This window comes from Paenarthrobacter sp. C1 (assembly GCF_049315185.1).
Lineage (GTDB): Bacteria > Actinomycetota > Actinomycetes > Actinomycetales > Micrococcaceae > Arthrobacter > Arthrobacter nicotinovorans.
The window spans coordinates 3847266-3865607 of record NZ_CP186052.1; the positions used below are offsets into that span (position 1 = coordinate 3847266).

The 18342-nt window shown below is 65.1% G+C and carries 18 protein-coding genes; 7 read left to right on the forward strand and 11 right to left on the reverse strand.

Annotated features, from left to right (window positions below; translation table 11 throughout):
- Nucleotides 1-528, forward strand: a complete 528-nt coding sequence (locus ACNAOU_RS17940) for a hypothetical protein (protein WP_110503683.1) — start codon at nt 1-3, stop codon at nt 526-528.
- 8 nt (nt 529-536) lie between these two features.
- Here ACNAOU_RS17940 and ACNAOU_RS17945 read toward each other — a convergent pair whose 3' ends face one another.
- The gene (locus tag ACNAOU_RS17945) at nt 537-1433 is read right to left on the reverse strand and encodes a rhodanese-related sulfurtransferase (protein WP_055971129.1); all 897 of its coding nucleotides are present in this window, start codon (nt 1431-1433) and stop codon (nt 537-539) included.
- 127 nt (nt 1434-1560) lie between these two features.
- On the opposite strand from ACNAOU_RS17945, the gene ACNAOU_RS17950 reads away from it, so the two are divergent.
- Both ACNAOU_RS17950 and ACNAOU_RS17955 read left to right on the forward strand, forming a co-directional pair.
- The gene (locus ACNAOU_RS17950) at nt 1561-2256 is read left to right on the forward strand and encodes a GNAT family N-acetyltransferase (protein WP_079580963.1); all 696 of its coding nucleotides are present in this window, start codon (nt 1561-1563) and stop codon (nt 2254-2256) included.
- Between the two features lie 84 nt (nt 2257-2340).
- Complete coding sequence (locus tag ACNAOU_RS17955; RefSeq protein ID WP_064721415.1) at nt 2341-4683, forward strand: DEAD/DEAH box helicase; 2343 nt, start codon at nt 2341-2343, stop codon at nt 4681-4683.
- Nucleotides 4684-4695: 12 nt separating this feature from the next.
- Here ACNAOU_RS17955 and ACNAOU_RS17960 read toward each other — a convergent pair whose 3' ends face one another.
- From ACNAOU_RS17960 to ssd, 7 genes are all read right to left on the reverse strand, one after another.
- Nucleotides 4696-5058, reverse strand: coding sequence for an Rv3654c family TadE-like protein (locus tag ACNAOU_RS17960; protein WP_018777025.1), 363 nt, complete (start codon nt 5056-5058; stop codon nt 4696-4698).
- Complete coding sequence (locus ACNAOU_RS17965; RefSeq protein WP_064721414.1) at nt 5055-5441, reverse strand: TadE family type IV pilus minor pilin; 387 nt, start codon at nt 5439-5441, stop codon at nt 5055-5057. The genes ACNAOU_RS17960 and ACNAOU_RS17965 overlap by 4 nt, the downstream gene beginning before the upstream one ends.
- Complete coding sequence (locus ACNAOU_RS17970; protein ID WP_422757408.1) at nt 5438-5788, reverse strand: DUF4244 domain-containing protein; 351 nt, start codon at nt 5786-5788, stop codon at nt 5438-5440. Before ACNAOU_RS17970 ends, ACNAOU_RS17965 begins: the two co-directional genes overlap by 4 nt.
- A gap of 170 nt (nt 5789-5958) precedes the next feature.
- Nucleotides 5959-6582 (reverse strand): type II secretion system F family protein, encoded by a 624-nt coding sequence (locus ACNAOU_RS17975; protein ID WP_422757410.1) that lies wholly within the window; start codon nt 6580-6582, stop codon nt 5959-5961.
- Nucleotides 6582-7373, reverse strand: coding sequence for a hypothetical protein (locus ACNAOU_RS17980; protein WP_422757411.1), 792 nt, complete (start codon nt 7371-7373; stop codon nt 6582-6584). The genes ACNAOU_RS17975 and ACNAOU_RS17980 overlap by 1 nt, the downstream gene beginning before the upstream one ends.
- Nucleotides 7370-8563 (reverse strand): TadA family conjugal transfer-associated ATPase, encoded by a 1194-nt coding sequence (locus ACNAOU_RS17985; RefSeq protein WP_422757412.1) that lies wholly within the window; start codon nt 8561-8563, stop codon nt 7370-7372. The genes ACNAOU_RS17980 and ACNAOU_RS17985 overlap by 4 nt, the downstream gene beginning before the upstream one ends.
- Entirely contained in the window at nt 8560-9678 is a 1119-nt protein-coding gene (gene ssd / locus ACNAOU_RS17990) for a septum site-determining protein Ssd (RefSeq protein ID WP_422757413.1), read from the reverse strand. The genes ACNAOU_RS17985 and ssd overlap by 4 nt, the downstream gene beginning before the upstream one ends.
- Nucleotides 9679-9839: 161 nt before the next feature.
- On the opposite strand from ssd, the gene ACNAOU_RS17995 reads away from it, so the two are divergent.
- Both ACNAOU_RS17995 and ACNAOU_RS18000 read left to right on the forward strand, forming a co-directional pair.
- The gene (locus tag ACNAOU_RS17995) at nt 9840-11528 is read left to right on the forward strand and encodes a bifunctional 3'-5' exonuclease/DNA polymerase (protein WP_422758693.1); all 1689 of its coding nucleotides are present in this window, start codon (nt 9840-9842) and stop codon (nt 11526-11528) included.
- 173 nt (nt 11529-11701) lie between these two features.
- Nucleotides 11702-11902 carry a YegP family protein gene (locus ACNAOU_RS18000; protein WP_179128305.1) on the forward strand — a complete coding sequence of 67 codons (201 nt, stop codon included), beginning with the start codon at nt 11702-11704 and terminating at the stop codon, nt 11900-11902.
- Between the two features lie 21 nt (nt 11903-11923).
- Here ACNAOU_RS18000 and ACNAOU_RS18005 read toward each other — a convergent pair whose 3' ends face one another.
- From ACNAOU_RS18005 to ACNAOU_RS18015, 3 genes are read right to left on the reverse strand one after another with little or no spacing between them, the layout of a single operon-like run.
- Nucleotides 11924-12601, reverse strand: a complete 678-nt coding sequence (locus ACNAOU_RS18005; protein ID WP_018777034.1) for an NUDIX hydrolase — start codon at nt 12599-12601, stop codon at nt 11924-11926.
- Nucleotides 12598-13392 carry an endonuclease III gene (nth, locus tag ACNAOU_RS18010; protein WP_079580970.1) on the reverse strand — a complete coding sequence of 265 codons (795 nt, stop codon included), beginning with the start codon at nt 13390-13392 and terminating at the stop codon, nt 12598-12600. The genes ACNAOU_RS18005 and nth overlap by 4 nt, the downstream gene beginning before the upstream one ends.
- Before the next feature lie 11 nt (nt 13393-13403).
- Nucleotides 13404-14861 carry a hypothetical protein gene (locus ACNAOU_RS18015; RefSeq protein ID WP_422757414.1) on the reverse strand — a complete coding sequence of 486 codons (1458 nt, stop codon included), beginning with the start codon at nt 14859-14861 and terminating at the stop codon, nt 13404-13406.
- Nucleotides 14862-15288: 427 nt separating this feature from the next.
- Here ACNAOU_RS18015 and acs point away from each other — a divergent pair, with 427 nt between their 5' ends.
- The gene (gene acs / locus ACNAOU_RS18020; RefSeq protein ID WP_422757415.1) at nt 15289-17334 is read left to right on the forward strand and encodes an acetate--CoA ligase; all 2046 of its coding nucleotides are present in this window, start codon (nt 15289-15291) and stop codon (nt 17332-17334) included.
- A 157-nt stretch (nt 17335-17491) separates the two neighbouring features.
- Nucleotides 17492-18280 (forward strand): DeoR/GlpR family DNA-binding transcription regulator, encoded by a 789-nt coding sequence (locus tag ACNAOU_RS18025; protein ID WP_422758694.1) that lies wholly within the window; start codon nt 17492-17494, stop codon nt 18278-18280.
- Nucleotides 18281-18342 lie beyond the last annotated feature (62 nt).

The following is an 18342-nucleotide window of genomic DNA, read 5'->3' on the forward strand; positions in this document are numbered from 1 at the left end:
ATGGGCAGCAAGGCAGCTCCCTCCGTAACGGCGCAGCGGCTGGCGAGGGCCGCCGTCGTACTCCTTGTGCTCTGCGGAAGCGTCAGCGCCTGCGAATATACGTACGAAGACGGCAGCAGGGCCGCGAGCAGTCCCGGCCCGACGTCCACCAACGTGGTTCTCCCGCCGGATCCAGCTCTGGAATCAACGGTCACCGGCAAGGCCCTGGATGAGTGGGCCACGGCCGCTCTGCCCGAATCCCAAGGGCAGGCGTTCTATTCAAGCAGCGGCTCCCTGGCCGCCGGCGAGTCAAGGACTGAGCAGACAGTCCAGCTGCCGGGCGGCACGTACGCGGTGACGTTGGCTTGCCGAGGCACGCGGCGGGTTTCGTTTTCGGTCAAAGTGGGCGAGGCAGAACTCGTCGATCTGACGCTGGGATGTGCCAACGCCCGGGTCAGCGTGGTCCAGCTGGAAAAGGACGCCGTGCTTGCCATTACCGTCGGGGCAGGCGCGGATGCGAACTTTGCGTATCGGGTAAGCAGGCTATGAGCTTTCGCTCAGGCCGCGTCGCAGCCACCGGGGCAGCGGAGCGTTTCCGGGCTTGACGCACATTCGGCGCAGTACAGAGTGAGCGTGCGGCAACTGGGGTTGGAGCAATTCTCGAACTTGTTGGTGGGCGATGCGCACCTCACGCACTCGCCGATGGTCTTGGCGTCTTCGCTGAATTCGACGTGCATGCGCTTGTCGAACACATAGAGGGAGCCTTCCCAGAGGCCTTGGTCCTTGAACGTTTCTCCGTAGCGGACAATGCCGCCATCCAACTGGTAAACCTCTTTGAAGCCCCGGTTGACCATCAGGCTGGAGAGCACCTCGCAACGGATTCCACCGGTGCAGTAAGTCACCACCGGCTTGTCCTTGAGGTCGTCGTACTTGCCGGAATCGAGTTCCTTGATGAAGTCGTGGGTGGTATCCACATCCGGCACGATCGCATCCTTGAACTTGCCGATTTGGGCTTCGAACGCATTGCGGCCGTCAAAGAACACGACGTCGTCGCCGCCGGCCTTTTTCGCATCCACCAAGGCGTGAAGTTCCTCGGGCTGCAGGTGCTTGCCGCCGCCCACAACACCGTTCTCATCCACCTTCAACTCGCCCGGCGCGCCAAACGAAACGATTTCGTCGCGGACCTTGACGCTGAGCCGTGGGAAATCCGCGGCGCTGCCCTCTGACCATTTGAAGTCGATCCCATGGAAACCCTTGTACTCCCGGGTGGTTTTGACGTACTGCTTCATGTTGTTCAGTTCGCCGCCCACGGTGGCGTTGATGCCGTCCTTGGAAATGAGGATCCTGCCCGTGAGGCCCAGCTTTTCGCAGAGGGCGCGCTGCCACAGACGCACGGCGTCCGGGTCGGCGATCGGGGTAAAGCCATAGAAGAGCACAATTCGGTTCAAAGCCACTGTTAAAGGGTACTTGGTGCAGTAAAATCCGGTTGCGCCGGAGGGACTACGTCACAATTCAATAAGCAACGATCCTTCCGCTGACCTCGCTCTGTTCCTTCAGGGAGCGCTGGCATACTCTCTCTACATGAGTCCAGACGCCTTGGTTGAAGACATTGCTCACCTCTTGGAAGTCTGGGTGGCCGGCTGGTCCGGCTGCCGGGGCTATGAGTCACGCCAAGAGGGACGCTTCCCTGCCGCACTTCGCGCCGACAAGACAGGTGACTGGGAATATTTCGCCCACGATCCCTCCGACGAAGAGTTCGCTGTCCTGGCGGGCAAAACCGCAGAAGCCCCCACCCGGATCCTGACGGTGCTCACCAACGACGTCCAACGGTACAAGTACCTGGCCGAACAACAAGGCCTGAAAGTGACGTCCGCTTCCCAAACCATGATGATCGTCGACATGGAAACCCAGGATGCCGAGGACCCCTGGCTTCCCGACGACGACCTTGAACTTGCCACCTCCGAATCCAACGGGGTCCACTACGCAGTGGTGCATTCCGGCGAAGAAGTGGCTGCCAGCGGCAGGGTGTATGTGGTGGACGGCACCGCCGTATTCGACAAGATCGTCACCGAACCCAGGTTCCAGCGCCGCGGACTGGGCAGCTTCATCATGAAGGCACTCGCCGCCCAGGCTTTCTCCCACGACGTCGAGAACGGCCTCCTCCTGGCCTCCCTTGATGGCCAGAAGCTCTACTCGCACCTTGGCTGGGACGTCGTGTGCCACGTGCTCATGATGTCGGCCAGTGGAGCGGATGGCTCGGACCTCTCCGGGGCCTGACGTTTGCCGCTTGGCGGCCGGGCTCGACGGCGGCTCCCCCGGTGGGCCGCCGTCAGCGTCTCCGTAGAGTGACAGAATGATTCGGTGGCTGCACCGAATTCGCTGATCTCCTTGCTGGGCCGGACCCCCGACCCAGAGCAGCTTCGCCATGTCCACACGATCCCTGCTCGAAAGGCCGTCAATGAGCCTTGGCCGGCCTGGGTGCATCCGGATGTCGTGGCTGCTTACGACACCTTGGGTATCCAGGAACCGTACCGGCACCAGATCCAGGCCGCGGACATAGCCCATGGCGGCCAGCACGTGGTCATCGCCACCGGAACCGCTTCGGGGAAGTCCCTGGCGTACCAACTGCCGGCCTTGGATGCCATCCATCGATCCGAATTGCGGGTCCTGGCTGATCCGGGGAAAATCCACGACGACGGCGCCGTCACGCTCTACCTCTCACCCACCAAGGCCCTGGCTGCAGACCAACTCGCCGCGATCCGCGCCTTGAAGTTGCCCACCGTCCGGGCCGAAACCTACGACGGCGACACTGACGTCTCGTCGCGTCGGTGGATCCGCGACCATGCCAATTTCATCCTGGCGAATCCGGACATGCTGCACTTCGGGATCCTGCCCAACCACACGTGGTGGGCCAGGTTCTTCCGGAGGCTTCGCTACGTGATCGTGGACGAAGCACACAGCTACCGTGGAGTCTTTGGCTCGCATGTAGCGAACCTCATGAGGCGTCTGCGCCGGATCTGCGCCTATTACGGCGCGGGGACCTCCTTCCCCGAGCCGGTGTTCATCGCGGCCTCGGCCACCGCCTCCGATCCCGCTGTCTCCTTTGGCAGGCTTATCGGTGCCCCGGTGCGGGAAGTGTCCGAGGATTGCTCCCCGCACGGATCCACCACAGTGGCGTTCTGGGAACCTGCACTGACTGACGTCAAAGGTGAAAACGGGGCCAAACAGCGGCGGACGGCAGTCGCCGAAACGGCCGACATCCTGGCCAACCTGGTTTCCTCGCGGGTCCGCACCATCGCGTTCATCAAGTCCCGGCGCGGGGCGGAGTCGATTGCGTCCATTACCAAAAGGCTTCTGGACGAGGTGGATCCCAGCCTGCCGGGGCGGGTGGCTGCCTACAGATCCGGTTATCTGCCCGAAGAACGGCGTGCCCTGGAACAAGCACTGAGATCCGGCCAACTGCTCGGAGTCTCCAGCACGTCTGCCCTTGAACTGGGCATCGATATCTCGGGACTGGACGCTGTGCTGGTGGCGGGGTGGCCGGGGACGCGGGCTTCGCTGTTCCAACAGATTGGCCGCGCAGGGCGTGCCGGACAGGACGCGATCGCTGCGTTCGTTGCCAGCGACGACCCCCTGGACACCTACTTGGTGAATCACCCCGAGGCCATCTTTGACGTGTCGGTGGAAGCCACTGTCTTCGATCCGGGCAACCCCTATGTCCTTGGCCCGCACTTGTGCGCGGCGGCCGCGGAGTTGCCCATCGGCCCGGCGGAACTCGACCTTTTCGGCCCCACGGCAGAGGGCCTCCTTGATCGCTTGGTGGCCCAGGGCTATCTGCGCAAGAGGCCGGCAGGATGGTTCTGGACGCACCCGGAAAGCGCAGCCGGGATGGTGAACCTGCGGGCCGACGGCGGTGGACCGGTGAGCATCGTGGACGCCGAGACCGGGTCCCTCCTGGGAACCATGGACTCGCCACAAACGCATTACCAGGCCCACACAGGGGCAATCTACGTCCATCAGGGCGACAGCTATCTGGTGGAGGATCTCAATGAGACCGACCACTGCGTCATGGTCCGCCGCGTGAACCCCGACTTCTACACCACGGCACGGGACGTGACGCAGATCGAGGTGCTGGAAACCACACGCACCGTTCAATGGGGCGACATCACCGTGCACTTCGGCGACGTCAAAGTAACCACCCAAGTAGTTTCCTTCCAACGCAAGGCATTGATTTCAAATGAGATCCTCGGCGAGGAACCGCTGGATCTCGGAGCCCGGGATCTCTTTACCAAGGCCGTCTGGTTTGTAGTGGACAACCGCTCGCTGCACGGCGCCGGACTGGTGGAAGCTGAGTTCCCCGGCGCGCTCCATGCCGCAGAACACGCCGCCATCGGCCTTCTGCCCTTGGTGGCGTCAAGCGACCGCTGGGACATCGGCGGCGTTTCCACCGCCCTGCACGCCGACACCGGGGTACCTACGATCTTTGTCTACGACGGACATCCCGGAGGCGCCGGATTCGCGGAGCGGGGCTTCGAAAAAGCCAAAACCTGGTTGACCGCGACCCGGGAGGCCATCAAGGCCTGTGAATGCGAGGCCGGCTGCCCGTCCTGCGTCCAGTCGCCCAAATGCGGCAACAAGAACAATCCCCTGGACAAGGCAGCCGCCATCACCCTCCTCGGCGTCCTGCTGAAGGACGCCGTCTAAGCGCTCCGGCAGTTACGGTGGGGGTCCCGCTCTGGCGTGGCCCGAGGCGACTCCTACGTTGAAGGGGTAAGCCAACTCGGTAACCACCTCCACGATCTCCCCACCTGTCACCACGCAGGATGCCAGGGTTACGTGGTGCTGCCCCACCACGCTTTCCGCCACGGCGCAAGGCTCTCCCGATGTCAGGCCCCGGGCAGCATCGGCTCCTGCAAGGGCCGCGAGGTCGGCAGCAGACGCCGTCCGGGAGGCCATGACTGCTGCTTGTGCCAACAGGAGCAGGCCAAGCAGGAGGGCGATCACCACAGCACCCAAGGCCAGCGCAAGCACCGTCCCGGACCCGCGCTCTGAATCGACGTTGATGGTTCGGTTCCTCATGGAGTTCCCGTCTCTGCGCGAGCGGCCGCCGAAGCTGTCAGGCGCCATGGGATCAACGACCCCAAGGCGCCCCCAACCGGTGATGAGGCAGTGACCGTGAGCCAGCTGCCGTCGTCGGTCACTGACGACGTGACGTCCTTCCCCGCAAGCCGTCCGACGGTATCTTTCACCGAGTCAATGGACTCGTCCCGTGCTGCGGCCCTGGCTCCGGCCCTCACAGCCTCTTCCAGCCGCAATTGTGTGAGGCCGGCAGCGCCGCCTGCCAACAGGAAAGCCAGTAGCAACACCACAGCCGGCAAGGCGACAGCGAACTCGGCAGTGACGGCGCCCCGCTCCCGCGCTGCTGCGACCACTCTCCTGCGGGCAGGCAGCACTTCTGTCATGGCAGCGACAAAGCCGTGCGGATGACGTTGAGCAGGAAGCCCCGGACTTCTTCGCTGCGCAGGATGACCACGAGCAATCCGGCCAGGCCAACGGCGGCCAGGGTGGTGATCGCGTATTCGGCGGTGGCCATGCCCGTTTCCGAACCCATCAGCCCTTTCAGGGGGCCGGTCAGTGGGCGACTGTTCGACCGGCGGCCTTGCCTGGTTCGCAAACGCACGGATGTTGCGCCCGGTTCGGGTTCCCGGAGCGCCACAACCGCTTGGCTTGACTCTGCCGTACCGGCGGGGAGGGATGGGACACTTGGGCCGATGAGCGCGGCGAGGGGCGGGCTGACTGTTGTTTTCACGGTGTGTTCCTTTCAAGGGACGCCAGCATTCACTGGCTGCTTTGACTCTTCCGCGGCCCGGGCAGGCCTCGGAAGAACCGGATTCCTGCAAGTGGAAAACCCCTCCGGATCGACCGCATGTGGAGGAGCAGTGCCGCGGAGCGCGGCCGAGCGACGGCGGAACGTCCGCTTCAGGCCGCCGGAAGCATGGCGATCAGTACGGGCACGATGCCCAGACAGATGAAGGCCGGAAGGGAGCAAAGCCCCAACGGCACCACGAGTTTCACGCCCAATGCCGCGGCACGTTTCTCTGCCGCCCGGAAGTGCTCGCGCCGTTCCCTGGCTGCCTGCGCATAGAGGATCGACGCGGAGGGAGCTCCGGTCAGAGCGGCGAAGGCGAGGGCATCCCTCAGGCGCAGCGCCTCAGGGGCGTGTCGCTGAGGCGTCTGCCACGCGGTTTCCCAGTCGGCGCCAATGGCCAGCGCCGCTACAACGGGTCTCAACGAGTGATTGATCGGGGGCGACGCCGCTCTGGCGAGGAGTTCCAATGCCCTCCCTATCCCCGCCCCGGCATCCAGCATGGAAGCCGTCAGCTCCAGCATCATGGCGGTGTCGCGAAGGCCATCCGCTGCGGCGCTCACGGTCTCCCGAGCCTCGCCGTCCGACGCTGTGCCGGGCATGCTTGATGTCCCGGGCACGCTTGATGTCCCGGCCCGATCTGCAAGGAGCCGGCTTGCGCGGTGCCGGAGTGGGAATGAAACGAACGCTGCGAGCGCCAGGACGCCCATCATCAAGAGGACCCACGCTCCGGGCATCAGTTTCCTCCCACCGCGGCTGCAACCAACTTCGACGACCAGATGCGTCCCGCTGCTGTGAGCAGAAGCCCGGTCGCGAAAGTGGCAATGCCCCAGGGGTTGTCCAGCAGGATACCCAGGGGGTCCACACCCAGCGCCATGCCGAGCGCCAGCCCGAGCAGCGGCAGCCACGACAGCAGCCGAACGGTGGCCTTCGGCCCCGCGAGCGCTGTTTGGCGTGCCGCCTCGGCATCCTCTTCGGCTTCCAGTTGTGCCGCGAACCGGGCCAAGAGCTCTGCCAAGGGGCATCCACTGCTTTCGGCAACGTCGAGGCAGGCAGCCAGTTCCATCCACACCCTGCGCTCGGAGCTTCCCCGGGATGGGTAACTCTGCGCTGCAGTTCCGCGGATCGCTTCAGCCGGGGAATTTCCCACGCTGGACGCGGCCCGCGCCGCAGCCAGTACTTTTAGCGACGTGGCGGAAAGCGAGGCAACACCGCTTCCGGCCTGGGCAGGCGCGGCAGCTTCCCCCGAGGATCGGGAGGCATGGACAAGCCACAGTTCTTCCCATAGCCGTGACGTCCCCCGGCCTCCCCGCAGGAGTGCCGCCAATTGCTGGACCAGGACCACAAGGGGCAGGGCCCCGGCAGGTCGATGACGCCGCAACCGCAGGAACGGGAACAGGAGTGGCGAACGGGCGAGAGCCTCCCCTTCCATGCCCAGGCTGTTCGCCAGGCGGCCGCGATCAGACTGGTTGCTCCGGAACTGCAGCCAGGCAGCCAAAGCCAAGGCGAGGACGAAGACGAATGTCATGGTTGGTGGTTCAGGGAAAGGCGACCGGAGAGTTCCGGCCACGCCGGTCCGTGCGATATCCCGGTTGGACCCAGGCTGAGGGCGGAGACCACTTCCGGTCCTTTCGGGGTTTGGGTCATCACTCCGATGGAAGCCACCCTGCGTCCGGAGTGGTTCCTGGCCACATGGATGATGACGTCCAGGGCCGAGGAGACCTGCAACCGGACGGCCTCGGCGTTCAACCCGGCTAATGCGCCGAGGGCAACAAGGCGCGCGGGCACCGCCTCAGCTGTGTTGGCGTGAATGGTGCCACCGCCACCGGTATGGCCCGTGTTCAAGGCCGTCAGCAGTTCACGGACCTCAGCACCCCGGCATTCCCCGACGATCAGCCGGTCCGGCCGCATGCGCAGCGCCTGGCGGACCAGTTCACCCAGGTCCAACGTGCCTCCGCCCTCAAGATTTCCGTGGCGGGATTCAAGGCTGACAACGTGGGGATGGACCGGGTTGAGTTCTGCAGCGTCCTCAATCAGTACCATGCGTTCGCCCGGATCGATGAGGCCCAGCAGGGTGGACAGGAGGGTGGTCTTCCCTGATCCCGTGGCGCCGCTGATCAGGAAGCTCAGCCTCTGCGCGATGATGGCCCGGAGAACCGCCTCCACCCTGTCGCAGAACATGCCGCTTTCCCTCAGCTCCGACAGTGTGAAGACTTCTTCGCGGCGAATGCGGATGGACAAGAGGGTTCCGGCGGTGGAGATGGGAGACAGCACTGCGTGCACCCGGTAGCCGCCCTTCAGCCGGACGTCCACGCACGGGGAACCATCGTCCAGCCGGCGTCCCCCTGCGGCGACCAGCCGGGATGCGAGAGAACGTACCTGGTGCTCGGCGTCAAAACAAAGTGAGCTGCGTTCCAGGCCTCGCCCGCGGTCGAACCACACCGAATCCGGTGCATTGACGAAAATGTCAGTGACGGCCGGGTCGTGGGCGAGCTGCTGTAAAGGTCCGAGCCCGTTCAGTTCGGCATTGATCGATTCTGCGGCTTCCAAAGCTCCGGCAGTGCCCAGCAACCTGCCGCTGGCCTGCACAGCTGCTGCCACCGAGGAGGGAGTGACTGGTCCGTTGTTGGCAAGTACCGAGCCGCGAACCGTTTCAAGCAGTACCGAGTCCAGTTTCGGGTTCTGCCGGCGGCGTGGACCGTCAACGAAGCGGCTCACTGGATGGCTCCGTTCAGCTCCAGCACCTCGTCTGTGAAGCGGCCGACGCTCTTGCGTCTGCCCATTTCAAGCAAGCGGCCCAGTTCCGTGCCTGCGGCGACGCCACGCACCTCGGGAACAACGCCGACCAATGGGAGCCCGAGCGATTCGGCGATGAAGGAGGGGCTGACGGGCGATGCGTTGCTCCCGCGCACGATCAGCCCTGTCTCCACGGGTGGAAGTTCGTTCAGGATCCGGGCGGATGCGACTGCAGACCTGAGGTGGGCGGTGGTCAGCAACAACAGTTTGTCGCAGTCCCACGCGAGTCTTCCCACGCCTTCGCCGCTGCGTCCGAGGTCCACGATGATGAGTTCGAACCCCCGGCGCGCAGCGTCCATGATGGCGGCAACGGCACCAGCATCGGGACTCTTCACCGCTTCCCGCGTCCCCGGCCAGGACAAGTACGCGAATCCACCGGCGGCAGGCAAGGAATCCCTGAACTGGGCAGGATCAATACTGCCCCGGCTTTCCTGGAAATCCGGCCATCGCAGACCCGGGACAGACCCGTCCGTCAGGGCAAGTTCCAGCCCGCCTCCCCAAGGATCTCCGTCAATAAGGAGGGTACTGACGCCTTCCGAGCCTGCGGCCTGGGCAAGCCAGATGGCCGCTGTTGACGCGCCGGCGCCGCCGCATCCACCAACGATCCCCGTCACTGTTCCTCCGGGGTCGGGCGCTCCGGACATGCTCAGATACTCGGCCAGCCAAGCGGCTGCTTCCGGAAGGACTGCCACCCGGTCGGCCCCCAGCGCAGCAGCCAACCTCCAAAGCCCGTCTCCTTCACCCGCCCTGCCCAGCAGTACTGAGGGCGGCCGCCGTCGAGGTGGCAGTTCACGAACATCGCTGCCCACCAAGACAACGTCCGCGCTGTCCCATACGTGGACGGCTTCGGTCACGCCGACGGCTGTTCGAAGCGTTCCACCTGCCGCGGCCACCACCCGTTTTGCCTCCTCCTGGAGGTACGGGTCCGCAGAAACGAGGAGTACCCCGGAGGCATCCCGGGGCAGCCACGATCTGTTCGGCTCTCCTTCCGTTGCGGGGCTGATGGATTGCCGGTGCCTACGATTTCGCTTGCTCATGGAACCACAGTGGCCGAATCCCGTAACCCCGGTAAGGAGCGGCTTCCAGTATGTGCAAAACCCCGCCCACGCGATGATCCAACAAGGGGTGTGGAGGACAAGTCATGGGCAAAAGTCCGGCTGTACGCCGGCAGCGCAAGCAACAGGGCAGAATGGAACGCATGTATTTGCTGCTCGCTGCCCACCCGGATGGCGCAGCCATACAGCGGCTCTCCCCCACCGGGAAGGCAACTGCCGACGCCCGCGTCCTCACCCGTGGTGAGCTGGCCGGCGTCGTCCGTGAATTCGAAGCCCAGCGGCCCCGCTGGGTGTGGCAACGCGCGCAGGACTGGTACCCCGAACTGCTGGCCCAGGGCGTCGAGCTGGAGCGGTGCCACGACCTGGCGCTGTGCGGGGCAATCGTGGCGCACTCGGAATTCACCGCCCACACGGACTATGCGAAGAATGCGGTCAAGCTCACCCAGGACGACGACGTCCCTCCCCGCATCCTCCAGCCGCCCCCACCGCCGGCGGACCAGGGCGCCCTCTTCGAGGACCTTTCCCCGGCGGCTCCCGGGGCTGGGCTGGCCGAACTGAAGGCGGAGTTCGCGGCCCAACAGCAAGCGGTCGCCGACCTGACCACTGACAACCAATGCAGGCAACGGCTGCAGTTGCTGCTCGCAGCGGAATCGGCGTGCGCGATCATTGCCGTCGAAATGCAGCATGCCGGGGTTCCCTGGCGTGAGGAGCTGCATCAGCAGATCCTGGCCGACGTGCTCGGCCCCCGACCGGCACCCGGACACAGGCCTCCTGCTTTGGAAGCTCGCTGCGCTGAGTTGCGGACCATCCTCAACTCCCCCGGTCTGAACCCCGATTCCCCGCAGGATCTGATGCGCGCCCTCCACCGCAACGGCATCGAGGTCAAGAGCACACGGCAGTGGGAACTCCAGGAGTCCAAGCACCCGGCCATCCAGCCGTTGCTCGCCTACAAAAAGCTCTCCCGGCTGCACACAGCCAATGGATGGGCATGGTTGGATGCGTGGGTCCGTGATGGACGGTTCCATCCGGAATACGTGGTGGGTGGCGTGGTGTCAGGCCGCTGGGCCTCGCGTGGTGGAGGCGCCCTGCAGATCCCGCGCAATATCCGTGCAGCGGTCCACGCTGACCCGGGACACAAGCTGATCGTGGCTGACGCGTCGCAGTTGGAGCCCCGGGTTCTGGTGGCCTTGGCCCAGGACACAAAAATGGCTGAGGCTGCCCGCGACAAAGACCTCTACGCCGGCATCGCAGCCCAAGGCTTTGGCGGCGACCGGGCGAAGGCGAAGATTGCACTGCTGGGTGCGATTTACGGAGCCACCACCGGCGAATCGGGCAGGCTCATGCCCCAATTGGCCCGAACGTATCCCCGCGCCGTGGGGTTCGTGGAACAGGCAGCCCGCGAGGGCGAGGCCGGCAGGACTGTGACCACCCGGCTTGGCCGGAGCAGCCCGCCGCCCTCTGTTGGGTGGCTGCGGAGCCAGCAATCGACCACCGCCGAGGAACAACGCCGGGCGGACAATCTGGCCCGCTCACGCGGCCGCTTCACACGCAACTTTGTCGTCCAGGGTTCTGCGGCTGAGTGGGCTGCCTGCTGGCTCGCGGAATTACGACGCCGGTTGCGGGCTTTGCGCTCGGAAGGGTCGCCGTCCGGGGAGCTCGTGTTTTTCCTGCACGATGAGGTGATGGTCCACGCCCCCGATGTCGCCGTGGACGCCTGCATCCTTGCCATTGAAGAGTCCGCTGCGGCTGCGAAAGAGCTCATGTTCGGCCGGATCCCGGTGGAGTTCCCGGTGAGCGTCGCCGTCGTCGAATCCTATGACAAGGCGAAATAGCCGCACAGTAGCCGCCAGGTTGAACACTTTCCAGTCACATCTCGCCGTATGAGGCGCGATGACCCACGAATGACGGTTGACTTTGGTTCGCCGCCGCTTGCCGATATTTTCACAGTGTGGGCAGCTTCAGCGACCCACAGGGCATGCAGGAAAGCATCACAAGGGGGAAAAGCATGGCAGGCAGGTTTGAAATTCTCAAGGAAAACGATCGGGCATACCGGTTCCGCCTCACGGCAGCCGATGGAACCGTGGTGGCGGAGTCGCCGACGTTCCCGCACCTTGACGGCGTTGTGGCCGGTATCAAGGCCGTTCGGGAGAATGCGGCCACCGGCTTGATCGTGGACCGTTCGACGCCGGCACGCAAGGCCGCCTGAACGGCTGCACCGGCGGCGCCGTCAGAGGTCGAGATGGTGAAGGTTGGCTCTGTCCCAAGGCACGGTCCAACCCAGCTCGTCGAAGAGGCCGCTGAGGACCATACCGGTGAAGCCCCACACCAGCACGCCGTTGATGGTGAAGCCCGGGCTTGTGTAGGTTCGGCCCAAGCGGGAAATCGTGGCGGTGACGCGGTTGGCGGGGTCCAGCAGGTCCCGGACCGGGACCCTGAACACCTGTGCCGATTCAGCGTAGTCCACCACACGGACAGGCGACGGGGCATCCCACCATGCCAACACCGGCGTTACCCGGAAGTTGCTGCGGATGAGTCCAAGCTCCGGGATCACGCCAAGGACGCGGACACCGCCGGCATCCAGCCCCGTTTCTTCTACTGCTTCGCGCAGGGCGGCTGCCACCACTGACTCGTCTTCTGGGTCCACGCTGCCGCCCGGGAATGCCACTTGCCCCGGGTGGTCATCCAGGGTGTGCGCCCGTTCCAGCAGCAGGACGTCAAGGTCTGCGGGTGCGATCTGCCGTCCTGACTCGGCGGGAACATCATCCAGGACGCCAAAAAGCATGAGGACGGCAGCTGCGCGGTTGGTCTCGGCCGTGACCGGGAGCAGGTCCCATAGGGCGGAATCCTTCTGCTGGCCCGCCTCAAAACGGGACACCAGCGCGGTCAGTTCCTCCAGCGCGGTCACCCGGGCCTCCTTTGCGATTCCATGCGGATCTCCGCGGCGCGGTCTGTCTCGGCCAGCAGCTTTTCCAGCAATTCCTCGTTGCCGGGGGCCAGCTCATACTTCAGGAGTTTGGCGGCTTTGACGGGGTCCGTTTCGCCTTCCCCGTAGCTGGGACACAGGCTGGCCACCGGGCACGCGCCGCAGGCCGGCTTCCGGGAGTGGCAAACCCGCCGTCCGTGGAAAACCACACGGTGCGACAACATGGTCCAGTCCCGGGGTTCAAACAATTCGGCGACATCAAATTCGATCTTGACGGGGTCGTCGGACTCCGTCCATCCGAATCTGCGGGCCAGGCGGCCGAAGTGCGTGTCAACGGTGATTCCGGGAATCCCGAAGGCGTTTCCCAGGACCACATTGGCGGTCTTGCGCCCGACACCAGGAAGCGTCACCAGGTCCTCAAGCCTGCCGGGGACCTCGCCGTCGTACTCATCCACCAGGCGCGTGCTCAGCGCCAGGACGTTCCGGGCTTTGGCCCGGAAGAAGCCCGTCGGCTGGAGGATCGCCTCCAGCTCGGCGGGCTCGGCTTCGGCCATGGCCCGGGCATCGGGGTAGCGGGCGAACAGGATCTTGGTGACCTGGTTGACCGCGACGTCCGTGGTTTGGGCGGATAGGACCGTGGCCACCACCAGCTCGAAGGGATTCCTGAAGTCCAGCTCCGCGTGCGCGTAGGGATACTTCTCAGCGAGGACCCTGTTGATCTTGCGGGCCCTGCGCTTGAGTGCAAGGAGGGAGCCGGCTTCGGCGATGGCCACGGCGTCCCTGCCTAGCCGCGTTCGATGTTGCTGAGCTCCCGGAGAACCCCGACCTTGCCGTCGGTGTCCTGGACCAGGAACTCATGGCCACGGTCTTCGAGCGCGAGCACCCAGCCGCCTGGTTCGATGACGAAGGCGGGAGCGCCCGATTGTTCGTCGTATGCGGTGCGGGGCTGGGCCACGGCGAACCAAAACGCCTCGTACTGCGGCGCGTCGGACTCTTCCGGCCGGCTGGCGGGATCCACGGTTGCGCCGATGGTGTCGCTGACCTTCCGGGTATCTCCGGAAACGATCGGGGTGGCCATGGTGGCAGCCCACGGCTGTTGGGTGGCGGCCTGCTGGGCTCCTGTCTGCGGCGCGGCGGGCTGCTGTGCGGCCGGCTGCTGCGGGTGCTGGGTGGTGGCCGGTTCGGCAGCCACGGGCCGGGAGTCCGCGGACTCGTCCGCGGTCTGCTGATCCTTCACGGCGTCTGCGCGCTCAGGCGACGCTGACCCGGTGTGTTCAGATACGGCAGCGGCTTCGGGGCCGGCAGCCGGCTCCCCAAAGGGCTTGGAGTCGGCTGAGTGCACGACGGCGGGAGCTTCCGTTACAGGCGACGGCGTGCTTCCGTAGGTTGCCGGCGGAGCAAAGGGGCTGGCGACGGCATTGGCACTGCCAGTAGCGGAGTTTCCGGCGCCGGGAGCACCCGCGCCCGCGCCGGCTGCAGATGCGGCAGTGGCAGCGGGACCGGATGACGGGTACGCCGCTGAGGACCCTTGATAACCCGCACCCGCGTTGGCAGCGCCCGGAGTGACCGTTGACGTCGTCGCGGTGGGCTTGGGAGCCTTGGGCTCTTTCGGTGCCTTGGGTGCAACCGGCTTGCGGCTGGGCACCGCTGCCTCACGGGCGACAACATGGGCCGGAGTCTCAGCGCGGCCCTTGAAATCGGCGGACAGCAAGGGCAGGTGCGGGGCAAGGACCGTCGCGGCCAGCAAGCCCACGGAACCAATCAAGCCCAGAAGCACGCTGCCATTGAAGTCAATGGCAAGGGTCAGGAAGAACAGGGGGAACGCAAAGGACGCTGTCACGGAGGCGAACTGATCGATGGACAGCGAGCCAACCCGGATGATCGTCCCCGGCTGCAAGCGCCGGGCGACGAAGAGGGCAACGACAACCAGGGGCAGGATGATGCCCAGCAGGAGGAAGAACAGGTTTCCGAGGTTCCACAGGTTGTAGAGCGAGCCGAACATCGGCAGGAGGGACGCGACGAACATCAGCAGCGTCGAGCCAAAGACGGTGAGGTCCCGGATGGTGAAGGGGCCGGCGACGGCGTCGAACTTGGCGGCGCCGTTTGTTGTGGCATCGCTTTTTCCCGGCACGGCAGCGGTGTCCTCCGCAGCGGCGTTGCTACTTGCTGCTGTGGCCGTTCCAGCCGTCGTGTCCGGTCCCGTCGGCTGTGAGTCGTGCGGTCCTGGGCTCAGCTGGTTCATGTATTTCTCCTTCGTACGGCGGCGCCTTGGGCAGTCCGGTCCGGTGATCCACGCGGGATTCCGCGGCAACACCGGACACGCCTGAAGATGCGTCCCAAGACTTCTTCAGCCTATGCCACCCCGCTGACAGCCTTCTAGCTGAAAACGGTCATACTGCCCGGCCCACAGGGAACTCCAAGGTTACTTACAGAATCCGGCACGCCTTCCGGGGTCCGCAGCGGCAGGCGGGCACCGCCGTCGGGCGTCATGTAAGCGTTTCCTCGACGCCCAAGGTGCCATTCGGCGCTAAAAATGCGCCGCTCGCTGCCACGTTTGTGACCACGCACACGTAGGACCTTTCGAGGCGATAGTGTGGAAGGCGGACAATACTCTGCGGACCTCACGGCGGGCTCCGCGCAGCAAAGATCGATGAATAATGAGGTTCACCATGTCCCAGGACACCACCGGATCCACGGCCACCGCTGCAGCTTCTTCGGCTCAGAACGGGCAGGCCCCACACGTAGAGGCCCTTGAAAACCTCCTTCACGAGAACCGCAAGTTCGCGCCTTCGGAGGAGTTCGCTTCGAACGCCATCACGTCAGCGGGTGCCTATAAAGAAGCTGAGGCTGACCGCCCGGCTTTTTGGGCCAAGCAGGCCCGCGAGTTGCTGACCTGGGATAAGGACTTCACCGAGGCCTTGGATTGGTCCAACCCGCCGTTCGCGAAGTGGTTCGTCGGTGGCGAGATCAACGCGGCCTACAACGCGCTGGACCGGCACGTGGAGAACGGCTTGGGCGACCGCGTCGCCATCTACTTTGAAGGCGAACCCGGAGACACCCGCAGCTACACGTACGCGGAGCTGACCGAAGAGGTCAAGAAGGCCGCGAACGCCTTCGAGTCCCTCGGCGTGGCCAAGGGTGACCGTGTGGCCGTGTACCTGCCCATGATCCCCGAAGCGGTCATCACGCTCCTTGCCTGCGCCAGGATCGGTGCCGTGCACTCCGTGGTGTTCGGCGGCTTCTCCGCTGACGCGTTGCGTTCCCGGATCGAGGACGCCGAAGCCAAGCTGGTGGTCACCGCCGATGGCACCTACCGCCGCGGCAAGCCCTCCGCCCTGAAACCAGCGGTGGACGAAGCCCTCTCCAAGCCCGGTCATACGGTCCAGAACGTCGTGGTGGTCAAGCGCAACGGCGAGGACGTCAACTGGGTCGAAGGCCGCGACCTCTGGTGGTCCGACACCGTAGACGTCGCAGCCACCGAACACACCGCCGTCGGCCACGACTCCGAGCACCCGCTGTTCATCCTCTACACCTCCGGTACCACGGGCAAGCCCAAGGGCATCCTGCACACCACCGGCGGCTACCTCACCCAGGGCGCCTACACGCACAAAGCCGTGTTCGACCTCCACCCCGAAACGGACGTGTACTGGTGCACCGCCGACGTCGGATGGGTCACCGGCCACTCCTACGTCACCTACGCACCGCTCATCAACGGCGCCACCCAGGTCATGTACGAAGGCACCCCCGACTCCCCGCACCAGGGCCGCTGGTGGGAAATCGTGGAGAAGTACAAGGTCTCCATCCTCTACACCGCCCCCACCGCGATCCGGACGTTCATGAAGTGGGGCCGGGACATCCCGGACAAGTACGACCTCTCCTCCATCCGCGTCCTCGGCTCCGTGGGTGAATCCATCAACCCCGAAGCGTGGATGTGGTACCGGGACGTCATCGGCGGCAACGCCGGCAAGAACGGCGAGAAGAAAGAACACCCGGCCCCGATCGTGGACACCTGGTGGCAGACCGAAACCGGCGCGCAAATGATCGCCCCGCTGCCCGGTGTGACCGCCACCAAGCCCGGCTCCGCGCAGGTTCCGCTGCCCGGCATCGCCGTGGACGTGGTGGACGAAAACGGCCAATCGGTAGCCAACGGCGAAGGCGGCTACCTGGTGGTCCGCGAACCGTGGCCCTCCATGCTCCGCGGCATCTGGGGCGACCCCGAGCGGTTCAAGGACACCTACTGGTCCCGCTTCGAGGCCATGTACTTCGCCGGCGACGGTGCCAAGAAGGACGAAGACGGCGACGTCTGGCTCCTGGGCCGCGTGGACGACGTCATGAACGTCTCCGGCCACCGCCTCTCCACCACCGAAATCGAATCCGCCCTCGTCAGCCACCCGTCCGTCGCCGAAGCAGCAGTGGTCGGTGCCGCTGACGAGACCACCGGCCAGGCCGTCGTCGCGTTCGTCATCCTCCGCGGTGACGCCGTGAACAACGGCGACGAAACCGTGCTGGAACTGCGCAACCACGTGGGCAAGGAAATCGGCCCGATCGCCAAGCCCAAGCAGCTGCTGATCGTCCCGGAACTGCCCAAGACCCGCTCCGGCAAGATCGTGCGCCGTCTCCTCAAGGACATCGCAGAAGGCCGCGACACCGGCGACGCCACCACCCTGGCCGACCCCGGAATCATGACCCAGATCGCCGAGTCGCTGCGCAAGTAGCGTCCCGGACCCGGCATAACGACGTCGCCGCTCACCTCCCGAGGCGAGCGGCGACGTCGTGCGTTTAATGGCGTCGTCACGCCTTTAAACGGGGGCCGCGCCCTAGACTGGAGCCAGACTCAGACCCATGTTTGACGAGGATCCCAGAAAGGCCCTGATGCTTCAGGCAGCACGCCACTCCGCCATCATCGATGCCGTCCAGCGCGAACGCGTGGTGCGGGTCTCTGATCTTGCCCAACAGCTGGGTGTCTCCCCCATGACCGTTCGCCGGGACATCGAAGCCCTCGAGGAAACGGGCCGGGTTGAGCGCATCCATGGCGGAGCCAAGCTGCCCGGCGACGCCAGCACCCACGAACCCGGATTCGAACTGAAATCCACGCAGCTTACCGCCGAAAAGCATGCCATCGCCGTCGAGGCTGCTTCCATGGTCCAGGAGGGCATGGCGATTGGCCTGAGTGCAGGTACCACCACCTGGGCCCTGGCCAAGGAACTGGTCAATGGGCCCCGGATCACCGTGGTGACCAACTCCGTGCGGATTGCGGATCTTTTCCACCACGGCGCTTCCTCGGGCCCTGGCCGCTTCGGATCCACGGTGATCCTGATCGGCGGCGAGCGCACTCCGTCGGACGCCCTGATAGGCCCGATCGCCACCGCTTCGCTGAAGCAGCTCCACCTTGACCTCCTTTTCCTGGGTGTCCACGGCATGGACGCGCAAGCCGGTTTCACGACGCCCAACCTGCTGGAGGCAGAGACCGACCGCGCCTTCATGTCCTCGGCACGCAGCACCGTTGTCCTTGCCGACCACAGCAAATGGGGCGTGGTGGGCATTGCCTCGATTGCCCAGCTGGAAGAGACGGATGAACTCATTACCGACTCGCTTCTTGGGGAAGATGCGCGCCGCGTACTGGCTGAAAGCGTCGCGAAACTGAGGATCGCGGAGGCGTAAGCCCTCATACCCCGGGTGGAGGCCGGCGCGCAGAGTTCACCCGGTAGACGGACGCTGCGGCG

Excerpts from the sequence above, each read along its gene's own strand:
- ACNAOU_RS17940 (WP_110503683.1), top strand. The coding sequence starts at position 1 with ATGGGCAGCAAGGCAGCTCCCTCCGTAACGGCGCAGCGGCTGGCGAGG.
- ACNAOU_RS17950 (WP_079580963.1), top strand. The coding sequence starts at position 1,561 with ATGAGTCCAGACGCCTTGGTTGAAGACATTGCTCACCTCTTGGAAGTC.
- ACNAOU_RS17960 (WP_018777025.1), bottom strand. The coding sequence starts at position 5,058 with ATGAGGAACCGAACCATCAACGTCGATTCAGAGCGCGGGTCCGGGACG.
- ACNAOU_RS17965 (WP_064721414.1), bottom strand. The coding sequence starts at position 5,441 with ATGACAGAAGTGCTGCCTGCCCGCAGGAGAGTGGTCGCAGCAGCGCGG.
- ACNAOU_RS17975 (WP_422757410.1), bottom strand. The coding sequence starts at position 6,582 with ATGCCCGGAGCGTGGGTCCTCTTGATGATGGGCGTCCTGGCGCTCGCA.
- ACNAOU_RS17980 (WP_422757411.1), bottom strand. The coding sequence starts at position 7,373 with ATGACATTCGTCTTCGTCCTCGCCTTGGCTTTGGCTGCCTGGCTGCAG.
- ssd (WP_422757413.1), bottom strand. The coding sequence starts at position 9,678 with ATGAGCAAGCGAAATCGTAGGCACCGGCAATCCATCAGCCCCGCAACG.
- ACNAOU_RS17995 (WP_422758693.1), top strand. The coding sequence starts at position 9,840 with ATGTATTTGCTGCTCGCTGCCCACCCGGATGGCGCAGCCATACAGCGG.
- ACNAOU_RS18000 (WP_179128305.1), top strand. The coding sequence starts at position 11,702 with ATGGCAGGCAGGTTTGAAATTCTCAAGGAAAACGATCGGGCATACCGG.
- ACNAOU_RS18015 (WP_422757414.1), bottom strand. The coding sequence starts at position 14,861 with ATGAACCAGCTGAGCCCAGGACCGCACGACTCACAGCCGACGGGACCG.
- acs (WP_422757415.1), top strand. The coding sequence starts at position 15,289 with ATGTCCCAGGACACCACCGGATCCACGGCCACCGCTGCAGCTTCTTCG.
- ACNAOU_RS18025 (WP_422758694.1), top strand. The coding sequence starts at position 17,492 with ATGCTTCAGGCAGCACGCCACTCCGCCATCATCGATGCCGTCCAGCGC.